The sequence below is a fragment of the Ottowia sp. genome (genome assembly GCF_047601385.1).
GTDB lineage: Bacteria > Pseudomonadota > Gammaproteobacteria > Burkholderiales > Burkholderiaceae_C > Ottowia.
In genome coordinates this window covers 947,180-969,787 of record NZ_JASGJP010000001.1, presented here as the reverse complement: position 1 = coordinate 969,787, position 22,608 = coordinate 947,180, and the positions used below count along the sequence as shown (strand labels likewise).

20 protein-coding genes and 1 pseudogene are annotated in these 22,608 nt (G+C 67.1%); all 21 read left to right on the top strand.

What is annotated here, in order from left to right; genetic code table 11:
* Position 1: 1 nt before the first annotated feature.
* Complete coding sequence (locus QM772_RS04695; protein ID WP_415134292.1) at positions 2–709, top strand: OmpA family protein; 708 nt, start codon at positions 2–4, stop codon at positions 707–709.
* Positions 710–834: 125 nt separating this feature from the next.
* Positions 835–1,470, top strand: a complete 636-nt coding sequence (maiA, locus tag QM772_RS04690; RefSeq protein ID WP_415134291.1) for a maleylacetoacetate isomerase — start codon at positions 835–837, stop codon at positions 1,468–1,470.
* On the top strand, positions 1,467–2,282 hold the full coding sequence (gene pgeF / locus QM772_RS04685) for a peptidoglycan editing factor PgeF (protein WP_415134290.1): 816 nt from the start codon (positions 1,467–1,469) through the stop codon (positions 2,280–2,282). The genes maiA and pgeF overlap by 4 nt, the downstream gene beginning before the upstream one ends.
* Positions 2,283–2,424: 142 nt before the next feature.
* On the top strand, positions 2,425–4,122 hold the full coding sequence (locus tag QM772_RS04680) for a PHA/PHB synthase family protein (protein ID WP_415139465.1): 1,698 nt from the start codon (positions 2,425–2,427) through the stop codon (positions 4,120–4,122).
* A gap of 71 nt (positions 4,123–4,193) precedes the next feature.
* The gene (locus QM772_RS04675) at positions 4,194–5,375 is read left to right on the top strand and encodes an acetyl-CoA C-acetyltransferase (RefSeq protein WP_415134289.1); all 1,182 of its coding nucleotides are present in this window, start codon (positions 4,194–4,196) and stop codon (positions 5,373–5,375) included.
* Between the two features lie 91 nt (positions 5,376–5,466).
* Positions 5,467–6,204: an acetoacetyl-CoA reductase gene (gene phbB / locus QM772_RS04670; RefSeq protein WP_415134288.1), complete on the top strand. Its 738-nt coding sequence runs from the start codon at positions 5,467–5,469 to the stop codon at positions 6,202–6,204.
* Positions 6,205–6,274: 70 nt separating this feature from the next.
* Positions 6,275–7,291: a tRNA dihydrouridine(20/20a) synthase DusA gene (gene dusA, locus QM772_RS04665; RefSeq protein ID WP_415134287.1), complete on the top strand. Its 1,017-nt coding sequence runs from the start codon at positions 6,275–6,277 to the stop codon at positions 7,289–7,291.
* Between the two features lie 84 nt (positions 7,292–7,375).
* A complete protein-coding gene (locus tag QM772_RS04660; RefSeq protein ID WP_415134286.1) occupies positions 7,376–8,590 on the top strand; it encodes a PLP-dependent transferase in 1,215 nt (404 codons plus the stop codon).
* Between the two features lie 100 nt (positions 8,591–8,690).
* On the top strand, positions 8,691–9,719 hold the full coding sequence (locus tag QM772_RS04655; protein ID WP_415134285.1) for a metal-dependent hydrolase: 1,029 nt from the start codon (positions 8,691–8,693) through the stop codon (positions 9,717–9,719).
* Positions 9,720–9,902: 183 nt separating this feature from the next.
* Positions 9,903–10,652, top strand: a complete 750-nt coding sequence (locus QM772_RS04650) for a DUF2189 domain-containing protein (RefSeq protein WP_415139463.1) — start codon at positions 9,903–9,905, stop codon at positions 10,650–10,652.
* A gap of 12 nt (positions 10,653–10,664) precedes the next feature.
* On the top strand, positions 10,665–10,862 hold the full coding sequence (locus QM772_RS04645; RefSeq protein ID WP_415134284.1) for a hypothetical protein: 198 nt from the start codon (positions 10,665–10,667) through the stop codon (positions 10,860–10,862).
* Between the two features lie 12 nt (positions 10,863–10,874).
* Positions 10,875–11,795 (top strand): esterase/lipase family protein, encoded by a 921-nt coding sequence (locus tag QM772_RS04640; RefSeq protein WP_415134283.1) that lies wholly within the window; start codon positions 10,875–10,877, stop codon positions 11,793–11,795.
* Positions 11,796–12,166: 371 nt separating this feature from the next.
* A complete protein-coding gene (locus QM772_RS04635) occupies positions 12,167–14,818 on the top strand; it encodes an AHH domain-containing protein (protein ID WP_415134282.1) in 2,652 nt (883 codons plus the stop codon).
* Between the two features lie 52 nt (positions 14,819–14,870).
* Positions 14,871–15,380, top strand: a complete 510-nt coding sequence (locus QM772_RS04630) for a hypothetical protein (protein ID WP_415134281.1) — start codon at positions 14,871–14,873, stop codon at positions 15,378–15,380.
* A 232-nt stretch (positions 15,381–15,612) separates the two neighbouring features.
* Entirely contained in the window at positions 15,613–16,479 is an 867-nt protein-coding gene (locus QM772_RS04625) for a hypothetical protein (protein ID WP_415134280.1), read from the top strand.
* On the top strand, positions 16,476–17,495 hold the full coding sequence (locus QM772_RS04620) for a hypothetical protein (protein ID WP_415134279.1): 1,020 nt from the start codon (positions 16,476–16,478) through the stop codon (positions 17,493–17,495). Before QM772_RS04625 ends, QM772_RS04620 begins: the two co-directional genes overlap by 4 nt.
* Positions 17,492–17,734 (top strand): hypothetical protein, encoded by a 243-nt coding sequence (locus tag QM772_RS04615; RefSeq protein WP_415134278.1) that lies wholly within the window; start codon positions 17,492–17,494, stop codon positions 17,732–17,734. The genes QM772_RS04620 and QM772_RS04615 overlap by 4 nt, the downstream gene beginning before the upstream one ends.
* A 390-nt stretch (positions 17,735–18,124) precedes the next feature.
* The gene (locus QM772_RS04610) at positions 18,125–20,176 is read left to right on the top strand and encodes a hypothetical protein (protein WP_415134277.1); all 2,052 of its coding nucleotides are present in this window, start codon (positions 18,125–18,127) and stop codon (positions 20,174–20,176) included.
* 517 nt (positions 20,177–20,693) lie between these two features.
* Positions 20,694–21,236, top strand: a pseudogene (locus QM772_RS04605) (IS110 family transposase); the annotation flags it as partial.
* Between the two features lie 259 nt (positions 21,237–21,495).
* Positions 21,496–21,819 (top strand): hypothetical protein, encoded by a 324-nt coding sequence (locus QM772_RS04600; protein WP_415134276.1) that lies wholly within the window; start codon positions 21,496–21,498, stop codon positions 21,817–21,819.
* A 2-nt stretch (positions 21,820–21,821) separates the two neighbouring features.
* Positions 21,822–22,391: a hypothetical protein gene (locus QM772_RS04595; protein WP_415134275.1), complete on the top strand. Its 570-nt coding sequence runs from the start codon at positions 21,822–21,824 to the stop codon at positions 22,389–22,391.
* The last annotated feature ends 217 nt before the right edge of the window (positions 22,392–22,608 follow it).

Here is a 22,608-nt window from a genome sequence, read left to right as displayed (position 1 = left end):
CATGAATCCCATCTCATCCTCCGCGCGCGGCCGGCTGCTGGCCGTCTCCATGGCGGCTGCCGTTGCCGCCACCGGCTGCGCCAACATGACCGAGACGCAGCGCAACACCGCCATCGGCGCCGGCGTGGGCGCCGCCGCCGGCGGCATCATCGGCGACGGCCGCGGCGCCGCGGTGGGCGCCGGCGTGGGCGCGCTGGGCGGCTACGTGTGGTCGCGCTACATGGAGAACAAGCGCGCGCAGATGCAGCAGGCCACCGCCGGCACCGGCGTGCAGGTGACGCAGACGCCGGACAACCAGCTGCGGCTGAACATCCCCAGCGACATCTCCTTCGACACCGGCCGCGCCGACATCAAGGGCAACCTGCGGCCCATCCTCGACCAGTTCGCGCAGGGCCTGGGCCAGCAGCCCAACCTGGAGGTGGCCATCGTCGGCCACACCGACTCGACCGGCAGCGACGCCATCAACAACCCGCTGTCGGTGGCGCGCGCCAACAGCGTGCGCGACTACCTGGGCTCGCACGGCGTGGACACGCGCCGCATCCGCACCGAAGGGCGGGGTTCGCGCGAGCCGATCGCCAGCAACGCCAGCGAGGCCGGGCGCGCGGCCAACCGCCGGGTGGAGATCTTCCTGGCCGAGCGCGCCGACGTGGCCGCCGCGCCGCCGCCACCGCCGGCCTACGGCACGCCGGTCGGCCAGCCGTTGCGTTAGGGAACGGACAGCCGCGGAGCAGGCCATATGCCAGCGCAGCCGTGGCCGGGGTCTTCCCGGCCCGTGGGTGCGTCCCCCTCAGGGGGAAGGCGCGAAGCGCCATAGGGGCGCTATATTCCAGCCGCATGAAGCTCTACAACTACTTCCGCTCGTCGGCGTCGTTCCGCGTCCGCATCGCCCTGAACCTGAAGGGTCTGGCCTACGACTACCTGCCGGTGCACCTGGCCAAAGGCGAGCAGAAGCAGGCGGCGTTCGCCAATGTCACCTCCGAGGGACTGGTGCCCGTGCTGGAGCTGGACGACGGCCGCCGCCTCACGCAGTCGATGGCCATCATCGAGTACCTCGACGAGACCCATCCCCAGCCCGCGCTGCTGCCGGCCGACGCGCCGGGCCGCGCCCGCGTGCGCGCGCTGGCGCAGATCGTCGCCTGCGAGATCCACCCGCTCAACAACCTGCGCGTGCTCAAGTACCTGGCGCATGAGCTGAAGGTGGACGAGGACGCCAAGAACGGCTGGTATCGGCACTGGGTGCGGCTGGGGCTGCAAGCCTACGAGGCGCAATTGGCCGCCCGGCCCGGCACCTTCAGCCACGGCGACGCCCCCACGCTGGCCGACTGCTGCCTGGTGCCGCAGATCTTCAACGCCCGGCGCTTCGATTGCGACCTGAGCGGCCTGCCGCGCACCCTGGCCGCGTTCGACGCCTGCATGGCGCTGGATGCCTTCCAGCGCGCCCAGCCCTCCGCCTGCCCCGACGCCGAATGACGGCTGGCGCGCCGCCGCTGCTGGTGCCCGACTGGCCGGCGCCGCCCGGCGTGCGCGCCCTGTTCACGCTGCGCGGCGGCAGCGCGGCCGACGGCGCCTCCGCCGCGCCGCGCGAGTTCTTCAACCTGGGCGACCACGTGGGCGACGCGCCCGCCGCCGTGGCCGCCAACCGCGCGCGCCTGCACGGCGCGATGGGCGCGCGGCCCGTGTTCATGAACCAGGTGCACGGCGTGCAGGTGGCGCGCCTGGCGCCCGGCATGGCCGATGGCGCGCCCGCCGATGCCGCCGTCAGCGCCCGGCCGGGGCTGGCCTGCACCGTCATGGTGGCCGACTGCCTGCCCGTGCTGTTCACCGATGCGGCCGGCACGCTGGTGGCCGCCGCGCACGCCGGCTGGCGCGGCCTGGCGGGCGGCGTGCTGGAACGGGTTTTAGAGTGTTTTTGGCCTCCAGCGCCCGCCAGTAAAGCGCTGGAAGCTACTGAAAAAATAGCAGACGACATCCTCGCCTGGCTCGGCCCCTGCATCGGCCCGCGGGCGTTCGAGGTCGGTGCCGAAGTGCGCGAGGCGTTCGCGGTCACCGATCCTGGCGCGGCCGCGTGCTTCCAGCCGCTGCCGGCGGGCAAGTTCCTGGCCGACCTGCCGGCGCTGGCGCGGCGCCGCCTGGCCGCGCGCGGCGTGACGCGCGTGTACGGCAACGACGGCGGCGCGGCCTGGTGCACGGTGGCGCAGCGCGCGCGCTTCTTCTCCTACCGGCGCGACCAGGCGGCGCTGGGCGGCAGCGGCCGCATGGCCGCGTGCATTTGGCTCGATTGAGCCGGAGACTGCGCGTATATTGCGGCGTGTCAGACCGGCGTTGCCTTCTTCACCGATACTGGCCCCAAAACTCAAGCGAATCAGGAGACAAAACATGCCCCCCCAACAGGCTTCCCCGCTGTGGATGGACTTAGCCCAGGCCATGCCCGGCGGCCTGCCCGTGCCCATGCAGGGCTTTGCCGACGTCTGGCAGAAGGCGTTCCAGCAGTTCCAGAACATGGACCTGCGCAGCCTGGTCGCGCAAGGCCCCGGCACGGAGACGCCGCAGCTGCGCTTCGCGCCCGAGAAGCTGGCCGCGCTGCAACAGGACTACCTCAAGTCCGCCGCCGAGCTGTGGAACCAGAGCCTGCACGCGCCCCCCCCGCTGAAGGACCGCCGCTTCAGCACCGAGGCCTGGGCGCACAACCCGGTGGCTTCGTTCGCCGCCGCCGTCTACCTGCTGAACACGCGCACGCTGATGGGCATGGCCGAGGCCGCCGAGGGCGACGCCAAGACCAAGGCCCGCCTGCGCTTCGCCGTCGAGCAATGGGCCGCCGCCGCCGCGCCCAGCAACTTCCTCGCCTTCAACGCCGACGCGCAGAAGAAGGCCATCGACACCCAGGGCGAGAGCCTGGCCAAGGGCCTGGCCAACATGCTGCACGACGCCCGTCAGGGCCACGTGTCGATGACCGACGAGAGCGTGTTCGAGGTCGGCAAGAACGTCGCCACCACCGAAGGCGCGGTGGTGTTCGAGAACGCGTTCTTCCAGCTCATCGAATACAAGCCGCTCACCGACAAGGTGCACGAGAAGCCCTTCCTGATGGTGCCGCCCTGCATCAACAAGTTCTACATCCTCGATCTGCAGCCCGCCAACTCCGTCATCCGCTACGCCGTCAGCCAGGGCATGCGCACCTTCGTGGTGAGCTGGCGCAACCCCGACGAATCGCTGGAAAAGGCCACCTGGGACGACTACATCGAGAAAGCCGTCATCCAGGCCATCCACACCGTGCGGGACATCGCCGGCACCCCGCAGATCAACGCGCTGGGCTTCTGCGTCGGCGGCACCATGCTGACCACCGCGCTGGCGGTGCTGGCCGCGCGCGGGCAGAAGCCCGTGGCGGCCGCCACGCTGCTGACCACGCTGGTGGACTTCACCGACACCGGCATCCTCGACGTCTTCATCGACGAGAACATGGTGCGCTTCCGCGAGGCGCAGATGGGCCAGGGCGGCCTGATGAAGGGGCAGGACATGGCCAGCACCTTCAGCTTCCTGCGGCCCAACGACCTGGTGTGGAACTACGTGGTGGGCAACTACCTGAAGGGCGAGACCCCGCCGCCCTTCGACCTGCTGTACTGGAACAGCGACGCCACCAACCTGCCCGGCCCGTATTACGCCTGGTACCTGCGCAACACCTACCTGGAGAACAACCTCGTCAAGCCCGGCAAGGCCACCGTGTGCGGCGAGAAGATCGACCTGCGCCAGCTCGACATGCCGTTCTACATCTACGGCTCGCGCGAGGACCACATCGTGCCCATCGGCGGCGCCTACGCCAGCACCCAGCACCTGCCGGGCAAGAAGCGCTTCACGATGGGCTCCTCGGGCCACATCGCCGGCGTCATCAACCCGCCCGCCGCCAAGAAGCGCAGCCACTGGGTGCGCGACGACGGCAAGTTCCCGAAGAGCGTCGACGACTGGGTCGCCGGCGCCACCGAAACCCCCGGCAGCTGGTGGGACGACTGGTCCGGCTGGCTCAAGGGCCACGCCGGCAAACTGGTGCCCGCGCCCAAGGGCTACGGCCGCGCCGGCACGTACAAGGCCATCGAGCCCGCTCCGGGCCGCTACGTCAAGGCCAAGGCTTAAGTATTCAAATGAAATCGGGCCTCAGCGCCCGTCCATCAAGCGCAAGCAGCTATAAATAGGAGAGCAAGCACATGGAAGACATCGTCATCGTTTCAGCCGCCCGCACCGCCGTGGGCAAGTTCGGCGGCTCGCTGGCCAAGGTGCCCGCCACTGAGCTGGGCAGCATCGCCCTCAAGGCCGCGCTGGAGCGCGCCAAGGTCGGCCTCGACCAGGTGGGCGAGGTCATCATGGGCCAGGTGCTGGCCGCAGGCGCGGGGCAGAACCCCGCGCGTCAGGCGCTGATCAAGGCCGGCATCGCCAAGAGCACGCCGGCGCTCACCATCAACGCCGTGTGCGGCTCCGGCCTGAAGGCCGTCATGCTGGCCCACCAGGCCGTGGCCACCGGCGACAGCGAGATCGTCGTCGCCGGCGGCCAGGAGAACATGAGCGCCAGCCCCCACGTGCTGCTGGGCAGCCGCGACGGCCAGCGCATGGGCGACTGGAAGATGATCGACTCCATGATCGTCGACGGCCTGTGGGACGTGTACAACCAGTACCACATGGGCATCACCGCCGAGAACGTCGCCAGGCAGGAAGGCATCACCCGCGAGCAGCAGGACGCGCTGGCCCTGGGCAGCCAGCAGAAGGCCGCCGCCGCGCAGGCCGCCGGCAAGTTCAAGGACGAGATCGTTCCGGTCAGCATCCCGCAGCGCAAGGGCGACCCGGTGGTGTTCGACTCTGACGAGTTCATCAACAAGAAGACCACCGCCGAGGCCCTGGCCGGCCTCAAGCCCGCCTTCGACAAGGCCGGCTCGGTAACGGCGGGCAATGCCAGCGGCATCAACGACGGCGCCGCCGCCGTGGTGGTGATGACGGCCAGGAAGGCCGCCGCCCTGGGCCTCAAGCCGCTGGCGCGCATCGCCAGCTACGCCACCGTCGGGCTCGACCCGGCCACCATGGGCCTGGGCCCCGTCGGCGCCACGCAGAAGGCCCTGCAGCGCGCCGGCTGGAAGCCGGGCGACGTGGACCTGTACGAGCTGAACGAAGCCTTCGCCGCCCAGGCCTGCGCCGTCAACAAGCTGCTGGGCATCGACCCGGCCAAGGTCAACGTCAACGGCGGCGCCATCGCCATCGGCCACCCCATCGGCGCCTCGGGCTGCCGCATCCTGGTGACGCTGCTGCACGAGATGCAGCGCAGCGGCGCCGGCAAGGGCCTGGCCGGCCTGTGTATCGGCGGCGGCATGGGCGTGGCGCTGGCGGTGGAGCGCGCCTGAGGCGCCTGGTTTTGAAGTAGATTAGTCGGCTGCCGCCGCCCTTTCAGCGCCGGCAGCTATTGTTTTCATAGTTCCCAAGAGGAGACAGCACATGAGCAAGAAAGTAGCGTACGTCACCGGCGGCATGGGCGGCATCGGCACCGCCATCTGCCAGCGCCTGCACAAGGAGGGCTTCACCGTCATCGCCGGCTGCGGCCCCACGCGCGACTTCCAGAAGTGGCTGGACGAGCAGAAGGCACTGGGCTACACCTTCCACGCCAGCGTCGGCAACGTGGGCGACTGGCAGTCCACCGCCGACGCCTTCGCCAAGGCCAAGGCCGAGCACGGGCCCATCGACGTGCTGGTCAACAACGCCGGCATCACGCGCGACCGCATGTTCCTGAAGATGACGCGCGAGGACTGGGACGCGGTGATCGACACCAACCTGAACAGCATGTTCAACGTCACCAAGCAGGTCATCCCCGACATGGTGGAGCGGGGCTTCGGCCGCGTGATCCAGATCAGCTCGGTCAACGGCGAGAAGGGCCAGGCCGGCCAGACCAACTACTCCGCCGCCAAGGCCGGCATGCACGGCTTCACGATGGCGCTGGCGCAGGAGATGGCCAGCAAGGGCGTGACGGTGAACACCGTCAGCCCCGGCTACATCGGCACCGACATGGTCAAGGCCATCCGCCCCGACGTGCTGGAGAAGATCGTCGCCACCATCCCCGTCAAGCGCCTGGGCACGCCCGAGGAGATCGGCTCCATCGTCGCCTGGCTGGCGGGCGAGGACTCGGGCTTCACCACCGGGGCCGACTTCTCGTGCAACGGCGGGCTGCACATGGGGTGATCGGCGCGCGCCGGACATCGCAAACCCCGCTTCGGCGGGGTTTTTCTTTGCCTCACGGGATAATCCCGGCATGCCAACCGCCCGCGAGAACATGCCGCCCATCGGCCCCTGGCGCCTGTCCGTGGCCCCGATGCTGGATTGGTCGGACAAGCATGGCCGCTTCCTGCACCGCCTGCTGACCAAGCGCACGCGCCTGTACACCGAGATGGTGACCACTGGCGGCCTGCTGCACGGCGGCGAGCGGCGGCACCTGCGCCACGACCCGGTGGAGCACCCCCTGGCGCTGCAACTGGGCGGCAGCGAGCCGGCCGAGCTGGCGCGCTGCGCGGCCATCGGCGAACGCTGGGGCTACGACGAGATCAACCTGAACTGCGGCTGCCCGAGCGAGCGCGTGCAGCGCGGCGCCTTCGGCGCCTGCCTGATGGCCGAGCCGCGGCTGGTGGCCGACTGCGTGAAGGCGATGGTGGACGTGGTTCATGTTCCCGTCACCGTCAAGCACCGCATCGGCATCGACCGCGAGGAGAGCTACGGCTTCGTGCGCGACTTCGTCGGCACCGTGGCGGGCGCCGGCTGCCGGGTGTTCATCGTGCACGCGCGCAACGCGTGGCTCAAGGGCCTGAGCCCGAAGGAGAACCGCGAGATCCCGCCGCTGCGCTACGAGCTGGTGTACCGGCTGAAGCAGGATTTTCCCCACCTCACCATCGTGCTGAACGGCGGCGTGACGACCGACGCGCAGATCGCCGCGCACCTGGCGCACGTCGATGGCGTGATGCTCGGCCGCGAGCCCTACCACCACCCATGGCTGCTGACCGGCTGGGACGCGCGCTTCCTGGGCGGCGAGCCGTGCGCGCGCACACCCGACGAGGTGGAGTGCGAGATGGTGGCCTACATGCAGCGCGAGGCGGTGGAGGACGGCACGCCCTGGTCGGCCATCGCGCGCCACATGCTGGGCCTGCACCACGGCCGGCGCGGCGCGCGGCTGTGGCGCCAGGTGTGGAGCGACCACAAGCTGAAAAGCCTGCCGCCCGAGCAGGTGTGGGCGCGCGCCCGGGCGCACCTGGAGGCGGTGGAGTCTGCCAGCGTTTGAGATGGAAATCGGCCTCCAGCGCTTTCTGGACAAGCGCCATAAGCTATCAATAGCATAGCTAATGCACTGCAATACCATTGCCCCATGCCCGACGCACGCACCCGACTCATCCACCACCCCTACCAGCCGCCCGCCGGCTTCGCGGCGCCGCAGCCCGGCGTCTTCAAGGCGTCCACCGTCATCTTCCCCAACGTCGCCGCCATGCGCGCGCGCGACTGGAAGCACAAGAACGGCTACACCTACGGCCTGCACGGCACGCCCACCACCTTCGTGCTGGAGGAGCGCATCGCCGCGCTGGAGGGCGGCTTGCACAGCCTGCTGGTGCCCAGCGGGCTGGCGGCCATCGCCAATGTGGCGCTGGCGCTGCTGAAAAGCGGCGACGAGGTGCTGATCCCCGACAACGCCTACGGCCCCAACAAGGCGCTGGCCGAAGGCGAGCTGGCCGCCTTCGGCATCACGCACCAGTTCTACGACCCGATGGATGTGGCCGACCTCACCGCGCGCACCACCGAGCGCACCCGGCTGGTGTGGCTGGAGGCGGCCGGCTCGGTGACCATGGAGTTCCCCGACCTCATCGCCCAGGTGCGCGCCTGCCGCGCGCGCGGCGTGGCCTGCGCGCTGGACAACACCTGGGGCGCGGGCCTGGCCTTCAACGCCTTCGATCTGGACGGCCAGGGCCTGGCCGTGGACGTGTCGGCGCACGCGCTCACCAAGTACCCCAGCGGCGGCGGCGACGTGCTGATGGGCGCCGTCACCACGCAGGGCGAGGCGCTGCACCGCCAGCTCAAGCTGACCCACATGCGCCTGGGCCTGGGCGTGGGCGCCAACGACGCCGAGGCCGTGCTGCGCGCGCTGCCCGGCATCGCCCTGCGCTACCGCGCGCAGGACCAGGCGGCGCGCGCGCTGGCGCGCTGGTGCGCGGCGCAGCCGGCGTTCGCGCAGGTGCTGCACCCGGCGCTGTCCGGCGCGCCGGGGCACGACCATTGGCGGCAGGTGTGCGGCGCGGCCGACGCGCGCGGCGAGGGCGCGGCGGCCGGCCTGTTCAGCGTGCTGGTCGATGCGCGCCACACGCCGGCGCAGGTCGATGCCTTCTGCGACGCGCTGCGACTGTTCAAGCTGGGCTACAGCTGGGGCGGGCCGGTCAGCCTGGTGGTGCCCTACGACCTGGCCGGCATGCGCACCCGCTGGCCCACGCACCTGGCGCGCGGCACGCTGGTGCGCTTCTCGGTCGGGCTGGAGGCGGAGGCCGACTTGCAGGCCGACCTGGCGCAGGCTGTGGCGCGGGCCTTGCCGGCGTGACGGCGGCGTGCCGCTTGCTCATTATTTGGTAGCTGCTGGCGCTTGCTGTACAAGCGCTGGCGGCCTATTTTGTTCATAAACGGCGGCACTGCCGGCCTGCATGGATTCACTCTCGCAAATCGTTCTGGGCGGTGCCGTGGCGGCGGCCTGCGTGCCGGCGCCGCACCGGCGCGCGGCGCTGCTGGCCGGCGCCGCGCTGGGCACGCTGCCCGACCTCGACGGCCTGCCGGTCGCGCTGCTCACCAGCGACCCGGTGCTGCGCATGACCTGGCACCGCGGCCCCAGCCATTCGCTGCTGGTGCTGCCGTGGGTGGCCTGGGCGGTGTGGGCTTTCTTCCGCCGGCGCGGCGGGCGGGTGGCCGAGGCGCCGCGCGCGTGGTTCTGGGCCATGCTGCTGGCGCTGGTCACGCATCCGCTGCTGGACGCCTTCACCGTGTACGGCACGCAGCTCTGGTGGCCGCTGCCGGCGCGGCCGGCGATGTGGTCCAGCATGTTCATCATCGACCCGCTCTACACCGTCTGGCTGCTGCTGGCCTGCGTCGCCGCCTGGTGCGCGCACCGGCGCGCGTGGGCGCGTGGGGCGCTGCTGGCGGGCCTGCTGCTGTCCAGCGGCTACCTGGCGTGGTCGCTGGCGGCCAAGGCGATGGTCGAGCGCGCCGCCGATGCCGCGCTGGCGCCGCTGGGGTTGGCCGACGCACCGCGCTTTTCGGTGCCGATGCCGTTCAACACCGTGCTGTGGCGCGTGGTGGCGATGACGCCGGGCGGCTACGTCGTCGGCGACCGCTCCCTGCTGGCCGACCGCGCGCCCATGCGCTTCACGCGCCACGCCTCCGACACCGCGGCGCTGGCCGAGGTGGCCGGCGCGCCCGCCGTGCGGCGCCTGGCCTGGTTCAACCACGGCTTCATGCGCGCGCAGGCGTGGGGCGACGTGCTGGTGCTGAGCGACCTGCGCATGGGGCTGGAGCCGCACTACAGCTTCAACTTCGCCGTCGCCCGGCAGGTACAGGGGCGTTGGCAGCCGGTCGCGCCTTTCGTGCCGCCCACCGCGCAGGGCATCACACTGTCGCCCGGCGGCCTCGGCCCCCTGTGGCGCGCGGTCTGGCAGCGCGTGCTGCGCGAACCTGGATAGCACCGCGGTTGCCGCGCCTGCCGCCAGCGGCTATGCTGGCCTGCAACCTGGCTCCCGCGTATTTTTTCCAGCGCAAGAATGACCGAACCCGCCGCCGTCACGCCCGCCGCCGAACCGCCTGCGCCCGCCGCCGGGGCCTACCAGCCCTACGTGCCGCCGCCGTCCACCGCGCCGCAGGCCGTGATGGTGCCGCTGGGCCTGGGTGACCCGCTGCGCTGGCTGGCGCAGGGCTGGCGCGACTTCATGGCCGCGCCCGGCATCGGCCTCTTCTACGGGCTGTGCTTCTGGGCCATGGCGGCGGTGCTGGCGCTGGTGTTCCGCAGCAAGCCCGAGTACGTGATGTCGATCGCCTCCGGCTGCCTGCTGGTGGGGCCGTTCCTGGCGATGGGGCTGTACGAGGTCAGCCGCCGGCGCGAGCGCGGCGACCGGCCCGAACTGGCCGCCTCGCTCACCTGCTGGGACAGGCACCTGCGCAGCATGGCCCTGCTGGTGCTCGTGCTGATCGTGCTGGAGCTGCTGTGGGGCCGCGCCTCGCTGGTGGTGTTCGCGGTGTTCTTCAACACCGGCATGCCGTCCACCACCGGGGTGCTGCAAGCCATCTTCAACCCCGAGAACATCGAGTTCGTGCTGGTCTACCTGATGGTCGGCGGCATCTTCGCGCTGCTGGTGTATTCCACCGCCGTGGTGTCGATCCCGATGATCCTGGACCGCGACACCGACGCCATCTCGGCCGCCATCACCAGCATCCGCGTGGTGGCCGCCAACCCCGTCACCCTGCTGTGGTGGGGCCTGCTCATCACGCTGCTGATCGCGCTGGCGCTGGCCACCTGGGGCGCGGGCTTTCTCGTCGTCGGCCCGCTGCTGGGCCACGCCAGCTGGCATGCCTACCGCGGCGCCGTGCGCTGGACCGCGCCGACCGAAACGGATTCATAAGGAGCACTGAACTTGGCCACCCCCAACTACGGATACGAAAAGCGCCAGCGCGAGCTGGAGAAGAAGCGCAAGAAGGAAGAAAAGGCCAAGGCCAAGGCGGCCCGCAAGGCCGGCGTGGGCGACGGGGCCGAGCACGAGGACGATGCGGCCGACGCGCCGGGCGGCGATGCGTCCGGCGGCGATGCGGGCGGCGACGGCGGGGGTGATTGAACACCGCCTGCCGTGAACGCGCGCATCTTCCGCTGGGTGCTGCTGGGCGCGCTGGCCTCGGTGCTGGCGTGGCTGGCGTTCTGGTGGCCGCGCTCGCCCACGGTGGCCGTGCTGGGCATGGCGCTGGGCCTGTGCGGTCTGGGCCTGCAACTGGGCTTGCAGATGCTGCTGATGCGCCGCGTCGCCCGCGCGGCCGGCGCGCCCGTGCCGCCGGCGCGCGTGGCGCTGGCCGCCTGGTGGGCCGAATGGGGGCAGGCGCAGCGCGTGTTCGGCTGGCGCGTGCCCTTCGGCGAACAGGCCGAGCCCGACGGCTGGCCAGCAGCAGGGCAGGGCGGCGGCCAGGTGGGCGTGGTGCTGGTGCACGGCTACCTGTGCAACCGCGGCTTCTGGGCGCCGGTGCTGCGCGCGCTCAAGGCCCAGGGCATCGCCTGCGCCGCCGTCACGCTGGAGCCCGGCCAGGGCCAGTCCATCGACGCCATGGTGCCCAGCCTGGACGCCTGTGCGCGCCGCATGGCGCAGGCCACCGGCCGCGCGCCGCTGATCGTCGCGCACAGCATGGGCGGCTTGGCGGCGCGCGCGTGGCTGCGACAACTGCCGCCTGAGGAGCGCGCCGCGCTGGTGGCCCACGTGGTGACGTTGGGCACGCCGCACCGCGGCACCTGGCTGGCGCGCTTCGCCGGCCGGCTGCCGGGGCTTCAGATGCGCCAGGACAGCGAGTGGCTGCGCCAGTTGCCGGCGGCGCCACCCGAGGTGCCCTTCACCTGCTGGTGGACGGCCTGCGACAACATCGTCTTCCCCTGGCCCGCGGCCACGCTGCCCGGCAGCGCCGAGCAGGCGCTGGGGGACGTGGCGCACGTGCAGCTGGCGTTCGATGCGCGCGTCTGGCGCTTCTGCCTGGCGCTGCGGCAGCGTCTACAGGGCGGCCTCGGATAGGAAAACCGGGGTGCGCCGATAAAGAGCAGGGTCGCCCTCGTTATCCCCGCGCCCTTTTTTCGCCGCGCACCCCATCATCGTCTGCGCGCCCCCAAAACGTCATCCCGCCCCGGCGGGGATGACGAAGAGAGAGCTGACGAGCCAGGCCATTCCCGCATCGTCCTTCCAGCCCGCAGCCAAAATACCGCCCCTGACTTCATGGCTGCCCGCGCCTGCCGCAGGGTCGCTTGCGGCCGATTTAATACCAAAGCATATAAGTAACCTTCCCATCCGTAACCATCCCAGCTAGCCCCGAGGGCACCGCCCTGCCAAGCTTCACGCACAGGGCGCGCCATGCAAGGCGCCTTGATCGACACACAAGGCCCCATCTGATGCAAGTCACGTCCACCCCCGCCGGCCTGGGCTGGGACAACCCCGTCCCCCCCGCCGACCCGCAGCCGCAGGAGCAAGCCCAGCCCCAGCCCCAGCCCGCCGCCCCCGCCAACACCACGCTCGGCGCGCTGATGCACCCCGGCCAGCCCCTGCCCACAGGCAACGGCAGCCCCTGGCAAGGCTTCGAGACCAGCCAGGACAAACCCCTGCCCAGCCCCCTGCTGGACTACCCGCCCGACACCGCCATCGCCCTCCAGCTCAAGCCCCTCCTGCAAGAACACGCCCAGCCCGAGGCCCAGCCCGAGGCCGACACGCCCACCGAGCCCCCCGCCCCCACCGAAGCCGCCACCCCCGCCGAAACCCCGGCCGAAACCCCGGCCCCCGCCCCCCCCAGCGCCGACCCGATGGAAATCGCCGCGCTGGAACTCCTGCTGGCCGAGCCCGCCACCCAAGAGCTCATTGAGCACTTCGGCGGCGACCTCCAGCCCCTGCCCACCTGGACCACCGTCGGCCAAGGCATCGAAGCACGCTACGGCCCCGAGCTGGCCGCGCGCCTGTACCAATACCAGCAGGCCCAGCGCGCGGTGGACAGCGCCTTCCTCCAGGCCCTGGACCAGGCGCGGCAGAACCCGCCCGCGCCGCCTTCGCCCCTCGCGCCCCGCCGCGGCGAAGCCGCCCCCACCACCGACCAGCCCGGCTGGGCCTACCACCCCGGCGGCGGCCATGCCGACAACTGGAGTGCCCCCAGCTGGCAGTTCGACCCCGGCGCCTTCGCCCGCGCCTACGCCCAGGGTGACAGCCCCGCGCAGCGCGCCATCGCCCATCTGCACGGCAGCGAGCCCTTGCGGTTCGTGCCCGCCCCCGACAGCGAGGGCGGCGCCCCCGCCCACTGGGAGCTCTGCGGCCTGACCGTGCGCGAAGGCCGCCGCGCGGACTTCGAGGACGGCCTCCAGGCCCTGTCGACCCACGACGGCTGGATTCCCTCGGACATCACACGCCCCTACCACCACCTCGACCCCGCCCGCATCACCAAGCTGATCGACCAGGAGCTGGTCTGGTTCGACCCCGAGCACGGCTTCGTCACCGACAAGAAGAACCTCAAGCCCGACGGCATCGACCGGGCGTTCCCCTACATCTTTGCCGGCGCCATCACCGCCATGACCTTCGGCGCCGGCAGCACTGTGGCCGCCGGCATCACCGCCGCCGCCGGCGGAGGCACCGCCGGCACCATCGCCGTGGGCGCGGCCACCGGCGCCGTCGGCAGCGCCGCGCTGCAACTGGCCGCCAACGGCAGGATCGACTTCGGGCAACTGCTGCAATCGGCCCTGGCCGGCGGCGTGACCGCCGGCCTGAGCCACCTGCCCGGCGTGGGCCAGCACATCGACGGCCTTGCCGAGACATTCAGCCAGCGGCTGATGGAATACACCGGCCGCGCCACGGTGCAAGGCGCGATCCAGACGGTCATGGGCGGGCAGTTCAAGGACGGCTTCGTCAACAGCCTGATGGGCAGCGTGGCCGGCGAGGTCACGGCGCAGCTGGAGATGAGCATCAGCGAGCTGCAAGGGCAAGGGCTCGATGCCGGCCAGGCCAGCGCCCTGCGCCTGCTCACGCGCGCCACGGGCAGCGCGCTGCGCATCGTGGGCAGCGACGACCCGGCGGCGGGGTTCGCGGCGGACTTCCTCAATGGGGTCATGGGAGATCTTTCCCGGGGCGGATCCGACAACCCGCTCGTGAACGGCGAGGACGCCTCGATCCAGCCATCGGAGCCAGCGCCCGCCCAACCGAATGATCCGTTGCCCGCTCCGGCGGATGGCGGTCCCGCGCCAGACTATGGATTGGGCACCGGTGACGATGGGCTGGGCTTGCGGCCTGGTGGTGGCCAAGGCATGCGTTGGGGAGGTTCGCGGGCTGATGACGATGTGGAAGTGGTCTCTCCAGCGCCACGTCCCATCTACGACTTCGATCCTGAAGGCGTATGGGACCCAGAAGCCCGGGAACCAGTCAACGCGGTTGATACACCTGTGGCGTGGCTGGCGCCTCCCCTTAATCCGGTGACAGGTGGATTAGGCGTTGGCGCGGGCGGCTACCAGGTGGTGCGACCGGATGGCGCGGGCGGGCCACCTGGATACGATCCTCTATACGACCTGCCCACCGGTGCGCCAGGCTACAGGCCCGCCGATCCCGGGTTGGGCATTAGGATCCCGCCGTTTCAGGTAGTGGTTCCGCCAGCCAGTATGCTCACCATACTGCCGGCGCTTGGGACGGCGAGCATTGCTGATTACCTGATGGACAGGCGGGCCTCGGGCATCCTGTCTGATAACTTGGAGGCAATTGGTGTTGTCCGCCCCGCAGACACGGATGCACACCATATGGTTCCATATGGTGACGCGCGGGCAACTGAACTACGCAGATTGCTGGAGCGCTTCGATATTGACATCAATTCAGCCGATAACGGGGTGTTCTTACCGAACAAGCCGAGCAGTGAAGCGCCCGGCTCATATCATCCTAGATTGAATAATGATGATTATTACAATCAACTGAGGGAAGATTTCAGGAATGTTTCTTCTAGACAGGATGCGGTGGAGGTTTTGCAAAGAATTCGCAGCCAGCTTTTAGATGGTACATATCCAGGCTCTAGACCCCGGAAGTAAGATCATGAAGTTATATAAACTCCACGTATATTTTGATGGCTTTGTATCATTCTTGTTCAAAGACCTCGATGAGGATGATAAATGGGGCGGATCGATGTTCGATGGAGATCCATTGGGAGAGGCATATCCAATCCCAAAAGGGATTAGAAATAAAGAGGGTGACTCTTTGCGTCCCGACATCTTGCCTGACTTCACTCACATAGGATTGGCCCCAATCCCAACATTTTCTGAGCGCGCCATCATGACGCTCGGCCCTCTACTGAGTGAATATGGCGAATTTGCCCCTATCGAGCTGGATGAGCCGATTCTCTACTTCGGATTCAATCCAACCACCATTGTCGACATCCTGGATGAATCGCGTTCTGAAATCGTGCGCTTCAGCAGCGGCCGCGTGATGGCAGTTGATAAATATGTGCTGCTGGATTCGGTGGTTGAACTGCCGCCGATCTTCAAGATTCCGCAGACTCGACGCAATACTACCTATGTCAACGAGGCGTTCGTGACGAAGGTAAGAGATACAGGGCTGACGGGCTTTCGATTCGATCTGCTTTTTGAGCGGTAGCTTGGGTCCAGAGTAATCGGAGTCAGATAACATTTCCCCGGGGGGAAATAGGGTCAGATCACGATGATTTCAGCCCGGCTGGGCCTACCACCCCGGCGGCGGCCATGCCGACAACTGGAGTGCCCCCAGCTGGCAGTTCGACCCCGGCGCCTTCGCCCGCGCCTACGCCCAGGGTGACAGCCCCGCGCAGCGCGCCATCGCCCATCTGCACGGCAGCGAGCCCTTGCGGTTCGTGCCCGCCCCCGACAGCGAGAGCGGCGCCCCCGCCCACTGGGAGCTCTGCGGCCTGACCGTGCGCGAAGGCCGCCGCGCGGACTTCGAGGACGGCCTCCAGGCCCTGTCGACCCACGACGGCTGGATTCCCTCGGACATCACACGCCCCTACCACCACCTCGACCCCGCCCGCATCACCAAGCTGATCGACCAGGAGCTGGTCTGGTTCGACCCCGAGCACGGCTTCGTCACCGACAAGAAGAACCTCAAGGGCAACTGGCTGGACCGCTACTTCCCCCAGATCATGGGCGCGGCCTTCGCCGCCGTGGGCGCCGGGGCCGTCAGCGGAGCGATGGCCAACGCCGGCGCCGGTGTCGTCGCCCAGGGCGCCGCCGCCGGGGCCGTGGGCAGCGCCCTCGGCCAATACGTCTCCACCGGCCACGTCAGCTTCAGGAGCGTGCTCACCTCCGCGCTGGCCAGCGGGTTGACCGCCGGCATAGCCAATCTGCCCGGCGTGGGCCAGCACATCGACGGCGTGGCCGGCACCTTCGGCCAGCGGTTGATGGAATACACCGGCCGCGCCACCCTGCAAGGGGCCATCCAGGCGGTGGTGGGCGGCAAGTTCAAGGACGGCTTCGTCAACAGCCTGATGGCCAGCGTGGCCGGCGAAGTCAGCGGGATGCTGAACGCCGAGATCGCGGAGATGAGCAGGAACGGCAGCCTGAGCGAATCGCAGGCCAGCACGATGAGGCTGCTGGCGCGGGCCACCAGCAGTGCGCTGCGGGTGGTGGCCAACCCCGGGGACCCGGCTGCCGGGTTCGCCAGTGACTTCCTCAATGGGGTCATGGGGATCTTTCCCGGCGCGGATCCGACAACCCGCTCGTGAACGGTGAGGGCGCCTCGATCCAGCCATCGAAGCCGGCGCCCGACGGTGACATCACGTCGCCGAATCCGTACCCCGTCGGCAGCACCGGGGGCACTGATCCCGCATCGAACGACAGCTACGCGTACTACAACGCCGCCGGCGAGATAACCATCGTAGGCCGGGGTGATACCGGCGACCGCTCGGTACTGGAGATGCTGGAGGAAGTGGCGTCACGCACCGTGGGCGCCACCGTCGGCACGATCGAATCGTTCGGCGAGGCGGCCAGCGGCGCGGCCCGCGTGGCGGCCAACAGCTTCATACAGGTGGGAAGCATCCTCACAGGCGACCTCACCCACGATCATCCCGTCATCCAGCAGGCGTGGCGCGAGCAGCAGCAATTGGGCGAGACCCTGGTCAACGCCATGCTCAGCCCGAGAGAAACCACCAGCCGGGTCATCGAGGCCGTCGTCAACCGCTACGACGCGGCGATGGCGCTGAGCGACCCGTACGAGCAGAGCCGAGCCTTGAGCCACCTGTTCAACGATGTTGGGCAAGCGGCGCTGGGCGCGGGCTACACGGCGGGCAGCCTGGTGCGGCCGGGGGCGGCGCTGGCGAGGGCTGTGGGGGAGAATGCGTTTACGGGGCCGGCGGCCGGAGGGCGGAACGCACAGAGGGGGGGTATCGGTAGTGAGAATCGAGGTCCGGGCGTCCCCGAAGTGCAAGCGCTTGCACAAGCGGCAGATACCCCGCTAAACGGGGTATCAATGCTTACTGTTGCAGGTCGTGCAACCACGAAACATCCGGAGTATTTTGGTTTTGACAGTGCGGAGATGCTCAGAGCTGTATATCGAACAGAGCAAGACCTCAATTTGCTTGCACAACGCAATATTGCGGAGATTCTAACAAGCGGAGTTAGAACAACTGGCGCAGGCGGTCGCTACCCATCTGGATGGGTTACCTATACTCTACCTGATGGGCGTGCAGCAAGCTGGCATGCTAATGGTGACTTCATTGGATTTAGAGGGGCAAAGAAATGATGCAGGGTGCGCTAAAGTTCGAAAAAGTTGGAGATGTGGATTCAAAGTATCCATATTTATGTATTTATAATGCTTGTGATGATCTTAATCCATTCATGGAAATCGGCGTTACTGATGATGGCAAGATAAGATATGCAATCTATCCAAGTGCAAAAATAATAGAGCTTGATGATGATGATTGGAGGAAAATTAGAGAGCGAGCTATTAAATTTTTGCCAGAGGCTCTTGCCAGTGAGTAGCGGAAAAAGATCGAAATATCGGGGAAATATCGGGGTCAGATCACAATTCTCTGACTGCATCGAATGAAGGCCAGATCACGGATTCGGAATCAAGGCCCAGCGCTTGTCGCCCGGATCGTCAGCGGGGGGGCTTGGGCCAAGGACGCCGGCCCCACCCGCCTTGGAATAATCGGGGTCAGATCACGATTTTCCCTATCGCAGGCGAGAGAGGGATCGGCGATCACCTGATGTTGGAAGAGTTGAGAGGCAAAGAGATTTTGATCTGACCCTGATCCCCCACCGCGCGCCTGCTCGGCCACGCCAGCCTGTAAAAATCTTGATCTGACCCTAATTTCCCTTGAAATATCGGGAATAATCGGGGTCAGATCACGATTTTCCCTGTAGTCCTGGATGCTGGCCGGCCAGAAGCTCCACCTGGCCACGCAGCGCAGCGGCGACGCCGACCACGACACCGCCCAGAGCAAGCTGACCGACGGCTGGGACCGCATCGACCTGGAGCGCCCGCCCAAGCTCATCGACAACGACCTGGTGTGGTTCGACCCCGAGCGCGGCTGGGTCACCGACCGCAAGAACCTCAAGCCCGACGGCATCGACCGGGCCATGCCCATCGTCTTCGGCGCCGCCATGTCGTTCATGAGCATGGGAGCGGCCAGCGCCGCCATGGGCCTGGGCGCCGCCACCAGTTGCACTGCCGCCGGCGCCACCGCCACCACCATAGGCCAGAGTGCCATCCTCGGCGCCGTGGGCGGCGCCACCAACCAGGTGGTGAACATGATCGGCGGGGGCCGGTTCAGCTTCAGGCAGGTGCTGATCTCGGCCGTCTCGGGCGGCGTCGCGGCCGGCGTGACCCAGCTCAGCGGCCTCGGCCAGATGCTGCAAAGCGGCGACACCGCCACGCGCCTGCTCGGCCACGCCGGCCGCGCCGGCCTGCAAGGGGCCATCCAGCAGGCCAGCGGCGGGCGCTTTGCAGACGGCTTCATCAACAGCGCCATGGGCAGCGTGGCCTCTGAGGTCACCCAGAGCCTCAACAGCCAGATCGCGCAGATGGAGCAGCAGGGCCTGGGCGCCAGCGAAAGCAGCCTGCTGCGGCTGTTCAGCCGCGCCGCCGGCAGCGCCCTGCGCGTGGTGGGCAGCAACGACCCGGCCGCGGGCTTCGCCAGCGACTTCCTGGCCGGCGCCCTGGCGGAAGTCCCGACGCAGGATGTGCAGGGCGAGCCCAATCAGGCTGCCCAGGCGGAGGCCGATCCTCTGGGGGACTTCATTGCCGACAACGAACAGGAATGGGTCACGCGTGGAGACCGAATCGCTGAGCTGCAAGATGAGGCCGATGCGGAACTCAGCCCACGTTACCGGGTTGAGGTGACAGGCTCGGGATGGGAGCGTGATTCGGTCCTGCCCGACGGTACTGTTGTGGTGCGTCCGAGCGCTGGTGCCGCGGATCAAGACCTGCGCATGATCGGCGATGTGCCTTTGAATGGCCCGGTGCCCGCGCTCCTTGGGTATGAGCCCGTTCGGGACAATGTCATCGATGGCGTGCGCGAAATCGTCTACCGCCCGCAGGACGAGAGTGCCGTCACCCAAGTCCTGCATGAAATTGCTCAGCGAACCCCAGGGGCCATGGTGGGCGCCTTCAATAGCTTTGCCAACATGGCTGGCACTGCGGCGCAGGTTGCCCTTGACAGCGCGGTGCAGGTGGGTGATCTGCTGACACTGGGATACAACCACGATCACCCACTGGTTCAACAGGCCTGGAGCCGGCAGCAGCAACTGGGTCAGAGCATCGTCAATACCATTCTTAGCCCGCGAGAAACCGCCACGGCTGCCATGGAGAACGTGGTCAACCGCTACAACGCCGCGATGGCGCTGGCCGATCCCTACGAGCAGAGTCGGGCACTGGGGGAGTTGTTCAACGACGTGGGCCAGTCGGCGACGGGGCTGGGCTATACAGCCGGCCGCTTGATCAAGCCCGCGGCGGCTGTGACCACGGCAGTGGGCGAAAATGCGTTTGGTGGACCAGCGGCGGGGGGGCGGCGGGCACAGTTGGGAGCTGTTGGGGACTTGGATAGAGCTCCGAATCGTAGTCCGACTAGACTTGAAAGCCAAATTATTAATGAGGCAGACAGCATCTTGAATTCATCTGATTTTCAAATAATTCTTGCGGCTCACGAAGCAGGGAAGCCAGCTTCCTTAATGATCAACAATCGCCTTATTCAATACGAACCCAACCTTCCCGCATCTGGTATGACGATGTTTGGAGAAAATGGTTTTCTAATTGGCGGAGAAGCATTCTCGTCATACCGGGAGCTCCAACAAACCGTGCTACATGAGCTGCATAGATTATCTACGAGCAATGCAGGAAATGGGGTGAGTGGTGCATTGGCTGCAAATGAAACAAGAGCGGCCGCGGACTTCGCAGCTTGGGCAGTGGAGAGATTAAAATGAGCATCATTAAAAAATGGATTTCAGCAGGGAACTTGCTTGCGCAAGATCCGTACGCTACCGTTCTTTGCCCGCAGTGCGAAGAAGCGAAATTAATCGTGGAGGACTCTAGAAGCACGCTGGACTCATCGGTGATTGAACGAAAAATGGAGTGCCCGAGATGTGGAGCCGTCAACTTCTTGCGCTTGATTAGGCCTAATTAGTCCGCCCCGAACAATTCGCAAGCCCTTGATGTGCCTTGTGTTTGCCCGCTGTAGTCACCGGTGGAATGGCATGGATGACTGGAGTAACGTTGCGGGTCAATTGGGCGCCGAAAATATGTGGAATATAAATCGCGCGTTCTTGGATCAACAAATAAAAGCAGGTAAAGAATTTGTTTTTACCGTCGATCCTCGGGGCCCTGCCGCTGGGGGAATAATCGGGGAATAATTAATGGAATGGACGCCCCCGCCTGATCGGCCCTGAAGAGCCAAAGTGGAGGTCCGATCAACCACTTGTCATCCAGACAGGAGCGTCCCCCATGCAAGCTACCACCGTTGGCATCGATCTGGCGAAGAACATTTTTCACGTGCACGGCGTCGATCAGGCCGGCCACGTTGTCTTCAGCAAGCCGCCGCGGCGCGCGCAAATGATGGTTTTCTTTGCCAACCTGCCCGCCTGCCTGATCGGCATGGAGGCATGTTCTGGCGCCCACTACTGGGCGCGCCAGTTGCAGCAGATGGGCCACACGGTGCGATTGATCTCGCCGCAGTTCGTCAAGCCCTACGTCAAGTCCAACAAGAGCGACCGGGCCGATGCGCAGGCCATCTGCGAAGCGACCGGGCGCCCGAGCATGCGCTTCGTGGCCGTCAAGACACCCGAGCAACAGGCTTTGCTGGCCGTGCATCGCGCCCGCCAGGGCTTCGTGAAGATGCGCACCGCGCTGGCCAACCAGATCCGCGGCCTGCTCACCGAGTTCGGCATCGTCATGGCGCAGGGCCTGCGCGTGGTGCTGGGCCAGGTCGGCCAGATCGCCGCCGATGAACGTGCCGCGCTGCCCGCGCCCATGCGCCAGTTGATCGTGTAAAAATCTTGATCTGACCCTAATTTCCCACTAATTTCCCACAGAAGCGTTCAGCGAAGCCGGGGCGTGGGCCATTGGGCCGCGAACACAAATGCCATCCGGTAGCATGCGGGCTAGTGTTGGCAATATCGGAAATAGCCCCGTCGATTTGGCGACGAGCCGCGGCACTTGGGGCAGTTTGCAGGCGACGCCGGCTGCCCGAGGTTTCGCTGAACAGCTTGTCCGACCGGGCGATATGGTCCCGCTTCCACGTGGGGCCGTGGGGCTGCAAGACCTCGGAAGTCTGGCGTCGAGTGAAGGGGCGGAATTCGCTGTCATCCGCTTGAATGGTGACCGGTACATTGTGCGTGGCACGGCCAACACGACGGCCATTCCAGAGGGTTCGACCTTGATTGGTCACGTTCATCCTGGAGAGAGCTTTATGGGACTGACGCCCAGCGTCGAGGATATGCGCGCGCTGGGTCTTTTAAACCAAGGGCGCTCTGCCATCTTCAATGAAAGTGGCGCATGGCGCACCTTCGGGCCTAATGGACCTTCATCGTCAGTCTTCATGCCGAAGCCGAAGATGACACCGGGGAGCTGAACATGGCGATATTCATCAAAGGTAAGACTAGGTGCCGGATCTGCGGTCAAGTGCTCACGTCCAACGCAGGCATCGTGGGGTTCCCGAACACGAAGCTGCCGGTGGGACTCGGCGAGCTTGCCGATAGCTGCGTGCATCGGAGCTGCTTAGATGCGCATGCTCGGCGTGATGAGCTGTTGCAAGCGTGGAAGCAGCACTGGCTGGCGCAGGCCGAACTGGCTGGTGCCGACGCATTGGTTAACCGACATGGCGTGTTCATCTTTAACAAGAGGCGGTTCACGTTCGCCGCTCTGGATAGCTTCATTGAACTCGAAGACCAGTTGGAGGTGCTCGATCAACTGCGGGTGTTTTTCTCATCGTTCAACGGACGCGAGCAGCTATCCACGGTGACCACGTGGAACACATACGAACTCACGCCCAGTTCCGTGGGTGCACGATTGCTGGTGACAGCCAACGCTTTGCCTTCGGCGGCGCTTCGAGCTGCGCAGGAGAACGCAGTGCTTGACTACGCATGCACCGGAGAACGATGGACAGGGCTCGTTCACGGATGGGGTGAATTGACTTCGAAGTGAGGGACGGGGCCAAGGCCGGCCATCGGCCATCCGTGAGGGTAAGCGGGGGAAATAGGGGAAATAGGGTCAAATAGGGGAAATAGAGAGGAAATAGGGTCAGATCACGATTATTTCAGCCCGGCTGGGCCTACCACCCCGGCGGCGGCCATGCCGACAACTGGAGTGCCCCCAGCTGGCAGTTCGACCCCGGCGCCTTCGCCCGCGCCTACGCCCAGGG

Bases quoted from the DNA above. Each gene is read 5' to 3' on its own strand.
- QM772_RS04635 (WP_415134282.1), top strand. From the start codon at position 12,167: ATGCAAGTCACGTCCACCCCCGCCGGCCTGGGCTGGGACAACCCCGTC.
- phbB (WP_415134288.1), top strand. From the start codon at position 5,467: ATGAGCAAGAAAGTAGCGTACGTCACCGGCGGCATGGGCGGCATCGGC.
- pgeF (WP_415134290.1), top strand. From the start codon at position 1,467: ATGACGGCTGGCGCGCCGCCGCTGCTGGTGCCCGACTGGCCGGCGCCG.
- QM772_RS04650 (WP_415139463.1), top strand. From the start codon at position 9,903: ATGGTGCCGCTGGGCCTGGGTGACCCGCTGCGCTGGCTGGCGCAGGGC.
- QM772_RS04655 (WP_415134285.1), top strand. From the start codon at position 8,691: ATGGATTCACTCTCGCAAATCGTTCTGGGCGGTGCCGTGGCGGCGGCC.
- QM772_RS04615 (WP_415134278.1), top strand. From the start codon at position 17,492: ATGATGCAGGGTGCGCTAAAGTTCGAAAAAGTTGGAGATGTGGATTCA.
- QM772_RS04695 (WP_415134292.1), top strand. From the start codon at position 2: ATGAATCCCATCTCATCCTCCGCGCGCGGCCGGCTGCTGGCCGTCTCC.
- QM772_RS04595 (WP_415134275.1), top strand. From the start codon at position 21,822: ATGGCGATATTCATCAAAGGTAAGACTAGGTGCCGGATCTGCGGTCAA.
- QM772_RS04660 (WP_415134286.1), top strand. From the start codon at position 7,376: ATGCCCGACGCACGCACCCGACTCATCCACCACCCCTACCAGCCGCCC.
- maiA (WP_415134291.1), top strand. From the start codon at position 835: ATGAAGCTCTACAACTACTTCCGCTCGTCGGCGTCGTTCCGCGTCCGC.
- QM772_RS04680 (WP_415139465.1), top strand. From the start codon at position 2,425: ATGCCCGGCGGCCTGCCCGTGCCCATGCAGGGCTTTGCCGACGTCTGG.
- QM772_RS04610 (WP_415134277.1), top strand. From the start codon at position 18,125: ATGCTGGCCGGCCAGAAGCTCCACCTGGCCACGCAGCGCAGCGGCGAC.
- dusA (WP_415134287.1), top strand. From the start codon at position 6,275: ATGCCAACCGCCCGCGAGAACATGCCGCCCATCGGCCCCTGGCGCCTG.
- QM772_RS04675 (WP_415134289.1), top strand. From the start codon at position 4,194: ATGGAAGACATCGTCATCGTTTCAGCCGCCCGCACCGCCGTGGGCAAG.